The sequence below is a fragment of the Cellulomonas sp. NPDC055163 genome, from assembly GCF_053607065.1.
This window is the reverse complement of the sequence record NZ_JBSGSU010000002.1, coordinates 232,909-246,995: the sequence shown is the minus strand read 5'-3', so window position 1 is coordinate 246,995 and position 14,087 is coordinate 232,909. Positions and strand designations below refer to the sequence as shown.

Genomic DNA, 14,087 nt, shown 5'->3' with positions numbered 1-14,087 from the left:
CCGTGCGCCACCGCCTAGGGTGTGGCGCATGACGACCCTGTACTACGTCCTGCTCGTGCTCCACCTCGTCGGCTGGGCCCTCGTGCTCGGCGGCGTCCTCGCGACGATGCGTGAGCGCGTGCTGCCCAGGGGCGCGCTGCACGGCATCCTGACGGCGCTCGTGACGGGAGTGCTCATGGTCGGGCTCGCGTCCTCGGGGGCCGCGGACGTCGGCGAGCCGGACAACTCCAAGATCGCGGTCAAGCTGCTCGTCGCGGTCGTCGTCACGGCGCTCGTCGTGCAGGGTGCCCGCAAGCCGGCCAAGGTGACGACCGGTCTGCTCGGCGCGATCGCGGGGCTCACCGCGCTCAACGTCGCCATCGCCGTGCTGTGGCGCTGAGGGGCCGCGCGTGAACCCGGTCGGTGAGGTCGTCGTCGGGCTCGCCATCCTCGTCGGCCTCGTCGGCGTCGTCGTGCAGGTGCTGCCCGGGAGCCTGATCATCCTGGGCGCGGTGCTCGTGTGGGCCGGCGAGACCGGGGGCGCGGTCGCGTGGGTGACGTTCGCCGTCGGCGTGCTCGCGATCGCCGCCGCCTCGGTCGGCAAGTACCTGCTCGCGGGGCGCCACCTCAAGGTCGCCGGGGTGCGCAACGCGACGCTCGTGTGGGGCGGCGTGCTCGGGGTGGTCGGCTTCTTCGTGGTCCCGGTCGTCGGCCTGCCGCTGGGGTTCGTGCTCGGGGTCTACGCCGCCGAGCGGGTGCGCCGGCGCGAGCACCGCGCGGCGTGGACCGCGACGGTCGCGGCGCTCAAGGCCACGGGGATCACCCTGCTCGTCGAGCTCGCCGGGGCGCTCGTCGCCGCCGGAGCGTGGGCGCTCGCGGTCACCGTCACCTGAGGGGGTGACATCGGGTGCGGTCGCTCACACCCGGTGCCGCCCGGGCGATAGGGCGTCGACATCCCCTGACGTCGTGGAGCCCCTCATGAGCAGACTCGCCTCGCTGTCCATCCGTGGACGCCTCCTGGCGCTGGTCGTCGTGACCGCGCTCGGCCTCGTCGCCGTCGTGACGCTCGCCGTCGGGCAGGCCGAGGGCCGGATCCTCGAGGAGCGCCAGGCCGCGACGCGCGCGGTGGTCGAGACCGCCGTCGGTGTCGTCGCCGCGTACGGCGAGCGCGCCTCGTCGGGTGAGCTCACCGTGGCCGAGGCGCAGGGTCAGGCGATCGCAGCGGTGCGCGAGCTCCGGTACTCGGGCGACGAGTACTTCTGGATCAACGACATGGGCCCGACGATGGTCATGCACCCGATGAAGCCCGAGCTCGACGGCACGGACCTCACCGCGAACGCGGACCCCGACGGCAAGCACCTCTTCGTCGAGATGGTCGAGGTCGTCGAGGCGGACGGTGCGGGGCTCGTCGCCTACCAGTGGCCCAAGCCCGGCGCCGACGAGCCGCAGCCCAAGATCTCCTACGTCGCGGGCTACGAGCCGTGGGGCTGGGTCGTCGGCTCCGGCGTGTACGTCGACGACGTGCGGGGTGCCGCGGTCGCGGACGCCCGCGGGCTCGTCGTGGGTTCCGCCCTCGTGCTCGCACTGGTCGTGGGCCTGAGCCTCGTCGTCGCGCGCAGCATCGTGCGCCCCATCGGCGTGGCCGCGGGCGTGCTCGCGAGCGGCGACCTCGGGGCGCGCCTCGACACCGGCCGCGGCGCGACCGAGCTCGACCGGCTCGCGGCGGCGCTCAACGCGACGCTCGACCGGACCTCCGCGGTCGCGGCGAGCGTCACCGACGTCGCCCGGGACGTGCGCGCGGCCGCCGGGCGTCTCGCGGAGACGAGCGACGCGATGGGCTCGGTCGTCGAGGGGTCGGCGGAGCGGACGGCGGAGGCCAGCACCGCCGCGCACGAGGTCAGCGGGGGCATCGACGCCGTCGCGTCCGGGACGACCCAGATGGGCGCCTCCATCGCGGAGATCGCCGCCAACGCGAACGCCGTGGCGAAGATCGCCGCCGAGGCGGTCGAGGTGGCCGAGCGGACCAACCGCACGGTCGCCCAGCTCGGGGACTCCTCCGCGCAGATCGGCAGCGTCGTCAAGGTCATCACCGCGATCGCCGAGCAGACCAACCTGCTCGCGCTGAACGCCACGATCGAGGCCGCCCGCGCGGGGGAGGCGGGCAAGGGGTTCGCGGTCGTCGCGGGAGAGGTCAAGGAGCTCGCGCAGGAGACGGCGCGCGCGACCGGCGACATCTCCGCGCGCGTCGACGGCATCCAGGGCGCGGTCGACCAGGCCGCCGCGGAGATCGCGCAGATCGCCCGCATCATCGACCAGATCCACGACTACCAGGGCACGATCGCCGGCTCCGTCGAGGAGCAGACCGCGACGACCAGCGCCATGGCGCACGCGGTCGCGGACGTCGCGACGAGCGGGCGCGGCATGGTCGCGACGCTGAGCGACGTCCAGGCGGCCACGGCCCGCACGACGGGTGACCTCGACGGCATCCGGGACGCGGCGCGCGAGCTCGAGGCGACGAGCCGGCGGCTGCAGGAGTCGGTGCAGGTGCTCCAGGGCTGAGCTCCGACGGGCTCCGCGTGGGCCGGCGGACGGCAGGGGCTGCGCCGGCGGCAGGCAGGGGCTGCGCCGGCGGCGGGCGGGGGCCGCGCCGGCGGAGGTTGCTCCGGCGGCGGAGGCGGCTCCGGCGGCGGGCGGAGGCTGCGCCGGCGTCGCACCGCACGTCAGGGGCCGTGCGGGGCGGGCGGTGACGCCTCGCGAGCAGGGCGTGCCGGCGGTGCGGGGGACGGGCGCGCGGCGGTGCGTGTACGGGGTTGTCGGTGGCGTTGCCTAGGCTGGTGGTGCCATGACGTCGCTCTTCGAGAACCTCCCGCTGCCCGGGTTCGGCGCAGCCGACCTCGCCCGTCCGACCGCCGCCGCGCCCTCGCGCGGGCCTGGAGCGGGGCCCGGCGCCGGGTCGGGCGCCCCGGGGGCGCGCGGGCGGTCGTTCACCCAGGCGACGCTCGACGTGCCCGACGGGACGCCCGACGACGTCGCGCTGCCCGGCCCGGTCCGCGGGGACGGTGAGCCGGACGACGGCCGGGTGCACGGCGCCGGCTCGGAGCCAGGGCGCGGTGCCGGGGCGAGGGACGGCGGCGGAGGCGACCGCCGCGACCACCACGACGGCGGCGGGCGCGACCATCGCGACGACGAGCACGCCCGCGGCCCGCGGCGCCCCCGCGTGGACCCGGACACGCTGCTCGAGGGCCTCAACCCCGAGCAGCGCGAGGCCGTGCTGCACCGCGGGAGCCCGCTGCTCATCGTCGCCGGTGCAGGCTCGGGCAAGACCCGGGTGCTCACGCACCGCATCGCGCACCTGCTCGCGACCCACCAGGCCCGCCCCGGCGAGATCCTCGCGATCACGTTCACCAACAAGGCCGCCGCCGAGATGCGCGAGCGGGTCGAGGCGATCGTGGGCCCGCAGGCCCGGATGATGTGGGTCTCGACCTTCCACTCGGCGTGCGTGCGGATCCTGCGCAAGGAGGCCGCGACGCTCGGCCTGCGGTCGACGTTCTCGATCTACGACTCCGCCGACTCCCAGCGCCTGCTGACGATGGTCGCGCGCGAGCTCGACCTCGACTCGAAGAAGTACCCGCCCAAGGCGCTCGGGGCCAAGATCTCGGCGCTCAAGGACGAGCTCGTGGACCCCGAGACGTTCGCGGCGACGGCCCCGAGCGACGCGGGCTCGTTCGACGCGGTGCTCGCGCAGGTGTACCAGCGCTACCAGACCCGGCTGCGCCAGGCCCACGCGCTCGACTTCGACGACCTCATCATGACGACCGTCCACCTGCTGCAGGCGTTCCCGGCCGTCGCGGAGCACTACCGCCGGCGGTTCCGGCACGTGCTGGTCGACGAGTACCAGGACACCAACCACGCGCAGTACACGCTCGTGCGCGAGCTCGCGGGCGTCGGGGCGGCGGGGCGCGCGGCCGAGGGTGCGGCGGCGGACGGTGCAGGCGACGCAGCCGGTGCGCGTGCGGGCGGCGGGGTCGCGGACGGTACGGCGGCGAGCGGGTCGGTGGAGGCCGGATCGGTGGAGCCCGGGCACGACGAGCTGCGCGGCGAGCTCACGGTCGTCGGCGACGCCGACCAGTCGATCTACGCGTTCCGCGGCGCGACGATCCGCAACATCCTCGAGTTCGAGGCCGACTACCCGGACGCCCGCACGATCCTGCTCGAGCAGAACTACCGGTCGACGCAGACGATCCTCTCGGCGGCGAACGCCGTGATCAGCCGCAACCCGGGCCGGGGGCCCAAGCGGCTCTGGACGGACTCCGGCGCGGGCGCGCAGATCGTCGCGTACGTCGCGGACAACGAGCACGAGGAGGCGCGGTTCGTCGCCGAGGAGATCGACCGCCTCGGGGACTCCGCGGGCGTGCGCCCCGGCGACGTCGCCGTGTTCTACCGGGCGAACGCGCAGTCCCGCGCGCTCGAGGAGGTGCTGATCCGCGTCGGCCTGCCGTACAAGGTCGTCGGGGGCACGCGCTTCTACGAGCGGCGCGAGGTCAAGGACGCGGTGGCGTACCTGCGCGCGCTCGCGAACCCCGACGACGACGTCAACGTCCGCCGCATCCTCAACGTCCCGAAGCGCGGGCTCGGCGACCGCTCGGAGGCGATGGTCAGCGCGTACGCGGAGCGCGAGCGCATCTCGTTCGGTGCGGCGCTCGAGCGGCTCGACGAGGTGCCGGGTCTCGGCACGCGGGCCGTCACGGGTCTGCGCGGCTTCGCGACGATGATGGCCGAGCTGCGGGCGCTGGTGGACTCGGGTGCCGGCCCCGCGGAGGTGCTGGGCGCGGTGCTCGACCGGTCCGGGTACCTCGCGGAGCTGCGCGCGAGCGAGGACCCGCAGGACGCCTCGCGCGTCGAGAACCTCTCCGAGCTGCACGCGGTGGCGTCCGAGTTCGAGGAGTCCGAGCCCGAGGGCGGTCTCGCGGACTTCCTCGAGCGCGTCTCGCTCGTGGCGGACTCCGACCAGATCCCCGGCGACGGCGAGGGCGGCGCCGACCAGGGTGTCGTGACGCTCATGACGCTGCACACCGCGAAGGGCCTGGAGTTCCCCGTCGTGTTCCTCACGGGCATGGAGGACGGCACCTTCCCGCACATGCGCTCGCTCGCGGACACCGACCAGCTCGCCGAGGAGCGCCGGCTCGCGTACGTCGGCCTGACGCGCGCCCGGGAGCGGCTGTACATCTCGCGCGCCGCGGTACGCACGGCGTGGGGCGTCCCCAACGAGTTCCCGGCGAGCCGGTTCCTCGACGACCTCCCCGACGACCTCGTCGACTGGCGCCGGCGCGAGTCGAGCATGGACGTGCTGCGGCGCCCGGGCAGCGGCTCCGGCTACGGGTCCGGCAGCTACGGGTCAGGCGGCTACGGCTCCGGCGGGTACGGGTCCGGCGGCTCGCGCTCCGGCACGGCGTCGAGCGGCGGGTACTACGGCTCGAGCGGGAGCGCCCGCTCCGGCCAGGGGGCGCGCGGCGCGGCGTCGTCGCGCGCGCGCTCGACCGCGCCGAGCGCGTCGGGGTCGGCGGCCGCGGACGGACCGAGGTTCGGCTCCGCGACCCCGCGCCCGGACGCCGCCGTGCCGAGCCTCGCCCTCGGCGACAAGGTCACGCACGACGCGTACGGCATGGGCACGGTCGTGGCGCTCGAGGGCTCGGGCCCGAACGCCGTCGCGAAGGTGGACTTCGGCACCGAGGGGACCAAGCGGCTGCTGCTGCGGTTCTCGCCCGTCACGAAGCTCTGACCGGGCCGCGCCGGGCCCGGCGCCCGCTCCCCGCACACCGCGCCGTGCTCGCCGCGCACACCGCGCGGTGCCGAGCGCGCCGCGCCGTGCTCGCCGCGCCGGGCCGTGCACACCGCGCCGGGCCGGGCACACCGCGCCGGGCCGTGCACACCGCGCCGTGCACACCGCGGCCACCGGAGCCCGCCGGCACCACCGCGCGTCGTGCTCCGCGCACGCCGCGTGGGCCCAGGGGCTCATGCGGGGTGAACGGCCAGGTCCCGGGGCCCTTCGTCGCGGACCCTGCCTCGCCCTAGGGTGAGCGCGGCGAAAGGGTGGACATGACGTCGATCGATGCACGGGCGGCCGGAGCGGGTGCCGTCAGCGGGGTGGTGGCCTACCTCGTGGCCACGGTGACCGTGCTCCCGCTCCTCGCGGGTGGCCTGCTGCGGACGGACGGGCTGCTCGCGGCGACCGTGGTGCTCGCGCTCCAGGTGCTCGTGCTCGCTGCGAGCGGGGTCGTGACCGCCCTCGTGATGCGCCGGCGCGGGAGCACGACGACGCGTCCGGGCGCCCTGCCGAGCGCGGTCGCGGGAGGTCTCGCGGGAGCGGTGGTCGTGCTGCTGCTGGGCGCCGCGGCGGCCGCGGCGACGGCGGCGAGCGCGTCGAGCGGGCTCGGGGTCGGCGCGGTCCTCTCGACGCTGCTGCTCTGGACCCTCGCCCCCGCGGCCGGCGCCCTCGTCGTGCCGCCCGCGCGTGACCCCGCGACGAGCGGGTACGGGGCCGCCGCCCGCTCGGCGTCGTTGCGCGGCGACGCCGGCGCCTCGACGCTCGAGACGCTCGGTGGCGCGACGGTCGCCGCGATCCTCGTGGTCGCGATCGTCGCGGTCGTGGGCCCGCGGGGCTCGTGGCTCGGCGACAACGTGCGCTGGGGCCTGTGCCAGATCGCGACGGCGGGCCAGGGCGGCTGCGGCAGCCGTGTGCCGGTCGAGGCCGAGAAGCACCGTCCCACGAACGCCTGCGTGCTCGAGAACACCGCCGACAAGCGCAACGCGTCCGTCGCGGTCACGTTCATCGCGGTCAAGGGCGGCGGCATGATCCGCGTCGAGAAGATGTCCGACGGCACGTACCGGGTCTCGGCCGAGGGCTCCGGTGGCGTCGGGGTCACCGAGGGGCTCGGCGGCGGGGTGAGCGTGACGGTCGACGACTACATCCACGGCGGCGAGGCGCAGCTGTCCGGCTCCGCGTACGTCGAGGCGGCGGGCGGCGCGACCTGGGTGGTCGACGAGGCGGGCAAGGACCAGCTCGTCGACTTCCTCAAGGAGCAGCGCGACTGGGCCACGCTCCAGGCCGGGCTGAGCAGCACGGGCCCGGTCGGCGGGATCGCGGCGGGTGCGGCCTGGGCCGGCAAGGAGGTCTGGGACTGGCTCACCGGCGACAGCTACACGCCGCCCGCCCCGGACGAGGTCTACGGCCAGGCCGGGATCGGTGGCGACGGCAGCGCCAGCGCCGCGGGGATCGTCAACGGCGGCGCGGTCAAGGGCGCCGCCGCGACGGCGCTCGGCTCGCGCGTCAACGTCAAGACCGGCGAGACGACCGTGTACTACACCTCGACGATCAGCGGGAGCGCCGCCCTGACGGGTCACGACCCGATCACAAGCTCCCAGCTGCAGGCCGGCGGCGAGATGAAGGTCATGGTCGCGGTCACCGTCGACTCCGAGGGCAACCCGGTCAAGGTCTCGACGCAGGCGCTGGCGGTCGGCGACGCGAAGGCGTTCGCCGAGAACGTGTTCCTCGGCGAGACGTTCAACGAGCACCCGTCGGGCGGCAGCCTGCTCGAGGCGTCGGTCGAGCTCACCGGCCCGGAGACGGAGCGCATCGCGCTGGACCTGCTCGGCGCGACCGGCATCATCCCGCCGGGGACACCGGGCCAGCGGGCGGCGAGCGCGTACGACGCGTTCACCACCTTCACGGGCGCCGCACGCGACCGCGGCATCATGACCCGCCAGGACGTCACGCTCGACACCAACACGTCGTTCGGCATCCAGGCCGGAGGTAAGGTCGGGCCCGTCGCGCTGGGCGGGACGTTCGAGAACTCGACGTCGACCGTGACCTCGGGCGACGCCTACTTCTTCAACGGATTGGGGTGGCAGCCGTGGACCGAGTGCGCCGCGTGAGCCTCGCACTGACCGCGGTGGCCGTGCTCGCCGTCACCGGGTGCTCCGCCGACGAGCCGGCACCCGCGTCGTCGCCGGGCACGGGGTCGACCGCGGAGCCCACGGCCGCCTCGGTCATGGCCCCGACCGGTGCGCCCTCGGAGCTGACCCCGGCGGAGGGCACCGGCGAGGAGATCGACCTCGGCGGGTACGGCTCGTTCCGGGCGCCCGAGGGCTCGACGACCGAGCCGGGCGGCACCGAGATCCCGGGTGCCGAGCAGGTCCTCGTCCGGATGCCGGACGCGACGGAGCGCGGGGTGCCCGCGATCCAGGTGACGTGGCAGGCCGACGCCCCGGCCGGTGCCGTCGAGCAGTCCTGGTCGACCGAGCAGTCCCGCACCATCGACCCGTCGGTGTCCGACTACGTGCGCTCGCCGGTCGAGTGGCCGGGCTCGGAGTCCTCGGTCGTCGCCACCTGGACCGAGGACGTCGCGCTCGCAGAGGGCGGCACCACGGAGGTCGACGCGCTCGGGCTGTGGCTCGAGACGGCCGACGGCACGGTCGTCCTCGCGATCGCCTTCGCGCCCGGCGGCGAGCTCGACGGCTCGACGTCGCTCGAGGCGCTGCGCTCGCTGGCGGTCTCCTGACGTGGCGGCCGGTCCCGGGCTCGGGCTGTTCGCCGTCGTCGTCATGGTGCTGACGCTCGTGCCGGCCGTCGCCCTCGTCGTCGGTGGCCTGGCCACGCGCCGCCGCTCCACGACGGCCGGGCTCGTCCCGGTCGAGGCGGTCGTCGTCGACTTCAGCAACGCGACGCGCTCCAACCGGGTCACGTTCGACTACCCGGCGCCCGACGGCTCGTGGCTGCGCGCCACGCGCGTCGAGGGCGTCTCGACCGTCCGGCGCAGCGGGCTGCTCGTGCACCCCGGGGACCGCCTCACGGTCTACGTCGACCCGGCCCGTCCGGCGGACGTCCGCCTGTCGCAGGGCGGCAGCGCGGCGGGGCTCGCGGGGCCGGTCATGGTCGTCGCGGGGATCGTCTGGGGCGTCGTCGGCGTCGTGTTCCTGTTCGCCGTGCTGCTGCTGGCGCGCTCGGCGTCCTGACGCCGGGACCGGGAGGTGTGGCCCAGCCGACATCTCTCGATGTGAAGATACTTGTGATCCACGGCTACGATCGACGGGGCGCTGCGGCCAGACGAGGTCGCGATCGCGGGTCGACGGAAGGACCAAGCCAGGTGGACCTGTTCGAGTACCAGGCACGTGACATCTTCGAGAAGCACGGCGTTCCCGTGCTCGGCGGCGTGGTCGCCACGACCCCCGAGGAGGCCCGCGCGGGCGCCGAGCAGCTGCTCGGCGGCCAGCCCGGCGTCGTCGTGGTGAAGGCCCAGGTCAAGACGGGCGGCCGCGGCAAGGCCGGCGGCGTCAAGCTCGCGCGCTCGGCCGACGAGGCCGCGCAGCACGCCGAGGCCATCCTCGGCATGGACATCAAGGGCCACACGGTCCACCGCGTGATGATCGCGGCCGGCGCGAGGATCGCCAAGGAGTACTACTTCTCGGTGCTGCTCGACCGGGCCGAGCGGCGTTACCTCGCCATGGCGAGCGTCGAGGGCGGCATGGAGATCGAGCAGCTCGCGGTCGAGCGGCCCGAGGCCCTCGCGAAGGTCGCCGTCGACCCGCGCACCGGCATCGACGCGGCGAAGGCCGACGAGATCGTGCAGGCCGCCGGCTTCGACGCCGACGTGGCGCCCAAGGTCGCCGCGGTGCTGCAGAAGCTCTGGGACGTCTACGAGAACGAGGACGCGACGCTCGTCGAGGTCAACCCGCTGGTCCTCACGGAGGACGGCGAGATCGTCGCGCTCGACGGCAAGGTCACGCTCGACACCAACGCCGCGTTCCGTCACCCGGACCACGCCGCGCTCGAGGACGCCGACGCGGCGGACCCGCTCGAGGCCGCCGCGAAGGCGAAGGACCTCAACTACGTCAAGCTCGACGGCGAGGTCGGCATCATCGGTAACGGTGCCGGGCTCGTCATGAGCACGCTCGACGTCGTCGCGTACGCCGGCGAGGCGCACGGTGGCGTCAAGCCCGCCAACTTCCTCGACATCGGGGGCGGCGCCTCCGCGGAGGTCATGGCTGCGGGCCTTGACATCATCCTCTCGGACCCGCAGGTCAAGGCCGTGTTCGTCAACGTCTTCGGCGGCATCACCGCGTGCGACGCGGTCGCCAACGGCATCGTCGCGGCGCTCGAGATCCTCGGGGACCACGCGACCAAGCCGCTCGTGGTGCGCCTCGACGGCAACAACGTGCTTGAGGGCCGGCGGATCCTCGCCGAGGCGGGCCACCCGCTCGTCACGCTCGCCGAGACCATGGACGGCGGCGCGGACAAGGCCGCCGAGCTGGCGCACGCCGCCGCCTGAGCCCGGCCGCCCCTACCCGCGCAGACGCGAGAGACGAGAGAACAGCAGACATGGCGATCTTCCTGACCGAGGCATCCAAGGTCATCGTCCAGGGCATGACCGGCTCCGAGGGCCAGAAGCACACGACGCGCATGCTCGCGAGCGGCACGATGGTCGTCGGCGGCGTGAACCCGCGCAAGGCCGGCACGTCCGTCGAGTTCCCGACCGGCTCGGGCGCGCACGCCGCGACCGTGTCCGTGCCCGTGTTCGGCTCCGTGGCCGAGGCCGTCGCGCAGACCGGTGCCGACGTGTCGGTCATCTTCGTGCCGCCGGCCCACACCAAGGCCGCGGTCGTCGAGGCCGTCGACGCGGGCGTCCCGCTCGTCGTCATCATCACCGAGGGCGTGCCGGTCGACGACACCGCCGAGTTCTTCGCGTACGCGCAGGACAAGGGCGTGCGGCTGATCGGCCCGAACTGCCCCGGCCTGATCAGCCCCGGGAAGTCGAACGTCGGCATCATCCCGGCGGACATCACGGGCCCCGGCAAGGTCGGCCTCGTGTCGAAGTCGGGCACGCTGACCTACCAGATGATGTACGAGCTGCGGGACTTCGGGTTCTCCACGGCCATCGGCATCGGTGGGGACCCGATCATCGGCACGACGCACATCGACGCGCTCGAGGCGTTCGAGGCCGACCCCGACACCGAGCTCATCGTGCTCATCGGCGAGATCGGCGGCGACGCCGAGGAGCGGGCCGCGGCCTACATCCAGGAGCACGTCACGAAGCCGGTCGTCGGCTACGTCGCCGGCTTCACCGCGCCCGAGGGCAAGACGATGGGCCACGCCGGCGCGATCGTCTCCGGCTCGGCCGGGACCGCGCAGGCCAAGAAGGAGGCCCTCGAGGCCGCCGGGGTCAAGGTCGGCAAGACGCCGAGCGAGACGGCGGCGCTCGCGCGGGAGCTGCTTTCCTGACACACCGCACCTGACAGCGCCGACGGCGCCGTGCCCTCGCGGGGGTGCGGCGCCGTCGGCGTCCGCGCGACATTCCCGGCACGCCGTGCCGCCTGGCGCACCGCGGGCCGATCGGCAGCGACGATGGACCCCGTGAGCACCCCGACCGGAACCGAGCGGCTCCAGCGCGTGCGCCGTCAGCTGCTCACGGCCGACGACGGCACCTCCCGGTTCGGCGCCTCGCGCCGCGGCGACGGCGAGGGACCGGCCCGCTGGGTCGCCGGCCTGCTCGCGGGGCTCCAGGGCGCGATCCTGTCGCTGCTCGTGGTGGTGCTCCCCGCGGTCGCGGCGTACGTCGTGACGTCGGCGGACCCGTCGAACGCGGAGGTGCCCTGGACGCGCTCGCTCGAGCTCGGCACGGGGCTCTGGCTGCTCGCGCACGGTGTCCCGCTCGCGGTGGGGACGGACGTCGTGACGCTCGTGCCGCTCGGCCTCACGCTGCTCGCGCTGTACACGTGCCACGCGTCGGCCCGTCGCTCGGGGTACCCGACGTCGCTCGCGCTCGCCGCGGGGGTCGGGGGCTACGTCGTCGTCGCGGTGGTCCTGTCGCTGCTCGTGCGGGCGTCGCTCGGCCACGTGGTGCTCGCGGCGTCGGGCGCGCTCGTCGTGTCGGGGCTCGGGCTCGCGACCGGGCTCGCGCGCCGGCCCGAGGCGCCCCCGCTGCGCGGGCTGACCCGGCCCCTGTGGTCGCGGGTCCCGGCCGCGGTGCGTGCGGGGGTGCCCGCCGGGGTGCTCGCCGTGGCGCTCGTGCTCGCCGCCGCCTCGCTGGTCACCGTCCTGTGGGTGCTCGCGGGGCGCGCGACGATCGCCGACGTCATCGAGGCGCTCGACCTCGACGCGGTCGGCGGGGGAGTGCTGGCCCTGGCGGAGCTGGCGTTCCTCCCGAACCTGGTGGTGTGGGCGTTCACCTGGCTCGCCGGGCCCGGGTTCCACCTCGGGGCGGGCACGACGTTCACGACGGCCGAGGTCGTGCCGGGCCCGATCCCCGCGTTGCCCCTGCTCGGGGCGCTGCCGCAGCCCGACATGGCCGGCGGTGCGCTCGTCGCCGCTCCCGTCGTGCTCGTGCTGGCCGGTTGTGTCGCCGGCTGGTGGCTGCACCGGCGGACGGTCCCGGTCCGTGCCCGCGACGTGCTGGTCGCCGGCGCAGCGGCCGGGCTCGCCGCGGGCGCGTGCGCGGCGGGGTTCGTGTCGCTCGCGAGCGGATCGGTCGGCCCGGGTCGGATGGCCGAGGTCGGCGCGGCCTGGGCACCGGTCGGGGGCGTCGTGGCCCTCGGGGTCGCCGTCGGCGCCCTGCTGGTCACGCTCCCGGCGGAGCCGCTCGTGCGTGACGCGCTGCGGGACGCGCCGTGGCGGCGGGGTGCGCGCGACGGCGCGGAGAGCGGAGCGGCGGGAGAGGGCTCCCGCGAGGGCTGACGGGGCTCGTCAGCCGCCGCTGGGCCGGCTCCGCATCATCTGCTCGAGGTCGACGGTCCGCTCCGAGACCCCGTCCTGGAAGGTGTGCTCGCACTCGGCCTGGGCGCTCACGGTCAGAGCACCGCGGAGGCACTCCTCGCGGTCCTGCACGAGCGGCCACATCGCGATCGTCCCGAGCAGCGCGGCCCCGATCAGGCCCGTGAAGCCGAGCCCCGCGACGATCATCGGGAGCATGAGCCCGGGGAGGCGTGCCCGCCACGTCGTCACGAGCGCGAGCCCCCCGACCACGAGCGCGGCCCCCACGAGCACGAGGGCGCCCGCCTTCCACGGCAGGGGAAGGCCGAACGTCACGACGGCCCCGAGCACGAGCAGCCAGAAGTGCAGCAGCTGACGGCTCGCGCGGCGGACCTGGTCCGGGTCCGGCGGCTCGCGCGGCGGTGCCGGCGGGCGGGAGCCGGGTCCGTGCGGACCTGACCCACCCGGGCGGCCGCCGGGGTTCCGCGGTGCGCGCGGGGTCTCGGGACGCAGGTCCGGACGCGCGGCACCCTCCTTCGGCGGCGCGTACGGGTTGCTCACCCGAGCATTCTCGCGCATCCCGGGCGCTAGGGTCGGCGCGTGCCCGCTCCGAACCCGCCCCGCACCCCCAGCCCCGACGTCCTGCCGACCTCGACGCGCGTCGTCGTCCTGATCTCCGGGACCGGCTCGAACCTCGCGGCGCTGCTCGCGGCGCACGCCGACCCCGCGTACGGTGCGCGCGTCGTCGGTGTCGTGAGCGACCAGCCGGAGGCCGGCGGGCTCGCGCTGGCTCGTGCGGCCGGGGTCGCGACCGTCGTCGTCCGGCCCGGGGACTTCGACGACCGCGCCGCGTGGGACGCCGCGCTCGCCGAGGCGGTGGCCGTGTTCAGCCCGGGGCTGGTGGTCAGCGCCGGCTTCATGCGGCTGCTCGGGGCGCCGTTCCTGGCCCGCTGGGGCGGCCGGGTCGTCAACACCCACCCGGCGCTCCTCCCGTCGTTCCCGGGCGCGCACGGCGTGCGCGACGCGCTCGCGCACGGTGCGAAGGTCACCGGCTGCACGGTCCACCTCATCGACGAGGGCGTCGACACCGGCCCGATCATCGCCCAGCGCGCCGTGGACGTCCGCGACGACGACGACGAGGCGAGCCTGCACGAGCGGATCAAGACGGTCGAGCGCGAGCTCCTGGTCGACGTCGTGGGCCGCGTCGCGCGCGAGGGACTCACCATCGACGGACGTCGGGTCAGGATCGGCTCCGGGAGCTGACCGACCCGGTCCGACGCCGCGTGGTGTCGCCGCGCGTCGATGTGACACCACAGAACGCCCTGTCGCTCTTGTCATGACACCACGCATGGTGTCATGATGGCGT

The 14,087-nt window shown here is 75.0% G+C and carries 12 protein-coding genes; 11 read left to right on the top strand and 1 reads right to left on the bottom strand.

The genetic code is table 11. The annotated features are described in order from the left end of the window. The first annotated feature begins 28 nt into the window (after nt 1–28). The 10 genes from ACWFNE_RS04790 to ACWFNE_RS04745 all read left to right on the top strand — a co-directional run bounded on the left by ACWFNE_RS04790 (nt 29) and on the right by ACWFNE_RS04745 (nt 12,706). Entirely contained in the window at nt 29–379 is a 351-nt protein-coding gene (locus ACWFNE_RS04790; protein ID WP_452121323.1) for a hypothetical protein, read from the top strand. 10 nt (nt 380–389) lie between these two features. Further along, entirely contained in the window at nt 390–872 is a 483-nt protein-coding gene (locus tag ACWFNE_RS04785; RefSeq protein WP_452121322.1) for a DUF456 domain-containing protein, read from the top strand. An 85-nt stretch (nt 873–957) separates the two neighbouring features. Continuing rightward, the gene (locus ACWFNE_RS04780) at nt 958–2,538 is read left to right on the top strand and encodes a methyl-accepting chemotaxis protein (RefSeq protein WP_452121321.1); all 1,581 of its coding nucleotides are present in this window, start codon (nt 958–960) and stop codon (nt 2,536–2,538) included. Nucleotides 2,539–2,821: 283 nt separating this feature from the next. After that, nucleotides 2,822–5,758, top strand: coding sequence for a DNA helicase PcrA (gene pcrA / locus ACWFNE_RS04775; RefSeq protein ID WP_452121320.1), 2,937 nt, complete (start codon nt 2,822–2,824; stop codon nt 5,756–5,758). Between the two features lie 317 nt (nt 5,759–6,075). Further along, the gene (locus ACWFNE_RS04770) at nt 6,076–7,911 is read left to right on the top strand and encodes a hypothetical protein (RefSeq protein WP_452121319.1); all 1,836 of its coding nucleotides are present in this window, start codon (nt 6,076–6,078) and stop codon (nt 7,909–7,911) included. Next, on the top strand, nt 7,908–8,537 hold the full coding sequence (locus ACWFNE_RS04765) for a hypothetical protein (protein WP_452121318.1): 630 nt from the start codon (nt 7,908–7,910) through the stop codon (nt 8,535–8,537). Before ACWFNE_RS04770 ends, ACWFNE_RS04765 begins: the two co-directional genes overlap by 4 nt. Nucleotide 8,538: 1 nt before the next feature. Continuing rightward, nucleotides 8,539–8,991, top strand: a complete 453-nt coding sequence (locus tag ACWFNE_RS04760) for a hypothetical protein (protein WP_452121317.1) — start codon at nt 8,539–8,541, stop codon at nt 8,989–8,991. Nucleotides 8,992–9,122: 131 nt separating this feature from the next. After that, complete coding sequence (gene sucC / locus ACWFNE_RS04755; protein ID WP_452121316.1) at nt 9,123–10,304, top strand: ADP-forming succinate--CoA ligase subunit beta; 1,182 nt, start codon at nt 9,123–9,125, stop codon at nt 10,302–10,304. 50 nt (nt 10,305–10,354) lie between these two features. Beyond that, nucleotides 10,355–11,254 carry a succinate--CoA ligase subunit alpha gene (sucD, locus tag ACWFNE_RS04750; protein ID WP_452121315.1) on the top strand — a complete coding sequence of 300 codons (900 nt, stop codon included), beginning with the start codon at nt 10,355–10,357 and terminating at the stop codon, nt 11,252–11,254. 123 nt (nt 11,255–11,377) lie between these two features. Next, a complete protein-coding gene (locus tag ACWFNE_RS04745) occupies nt 11,378–12,706 on the top strand; it encodes a cell division protein PerM (protein WP_452121314.1) in 1,329 nt (442 codons plus the stop codon). Nucleotides 12,707–12,715: 9 nt separating this feature from the next. Here ACWFNE_RS04745 and ACWFNE_RS04740 read toward each other — a convergent pair whose 3' ends face one another. After that, nucleotides 12,716–13,282 carry a hypothetical protein gene (locus tag ACWFNE_RS04740; protein ID WP_452121313.1) on the bottom strand — a complete coding sequence of 189 codons (567 nt, stop codon included), beginning with the start codon at nt 13,280–13,282 and terminating at the stop codon, nt 12,716–12,718. A 39-nt stretch (nt 13,283–13,321) separates the two neighbouring features. Here ACWFNE_RS04740 and purN point away from each other — a divergent pair, with 39 nt between their 5' ends. Further along, nucleotides 13,322–13,984 carry a phosphoribosylglycinamide formyltransferase gene (gene purN / locus ACWFNE_RS04735; RefSeq protein ID WP_452121312.1) on the top strand — a complete coding sequence of 221 codons (663 nt, stop codon included), beginning with the start codon at nt 13,322–13,324 and terminating at the stop codon, nt 13,982–13,984. Nucleotides 13,985–14,087: the final 103 nt, after the last annotated feature.

Bases quoted from the DNA above. Each gene is read 5' to 3' on its own strand.
- ACWFNE_RS04790 (WP_452121323.1), top strand. From the start codon at position 29: ATGACGACCCTGTACTACGTCCTGCTCGTGCTCCACCTCGTCGGCTGG.
- ACWFNE_RS04780 (WP_452121321.1), top strand. From the start codon at position 958: ATGAGCAGACTCGCCTCGCTGTCCATCCGTGGACGCCTCCTGGCGCTG.
- pcrA (WP_452121320.1), top strand. From the start codon at position 2,822: ATGACGTCGCTCTTCGAGAACCTCCCGCTGCCCGGGTTCGGCGCAGCC.
- ACWFNE_RS04770 (WP_452121319.1), top strand. From the start codon at position 6,076: ATGACGTCGATCGATGCACGGGCGGCCGGAGCGGGTGCCGTCAGCGGG.
- sucD (WP_452121315.1), top strand. From the start codon at position 10,355: ATGGCGATCTTCCTGACCGAGGCATCCAAGGTCATCGTCCAGGGCATG.
- ACWFNE_RS04745 (WP_452121314.1), top strand. From the start codon at position 11,378: ATGGACCCCGTGAGCACCCCGACCGGAACCGAGCGGCTCCAGCGCGTG.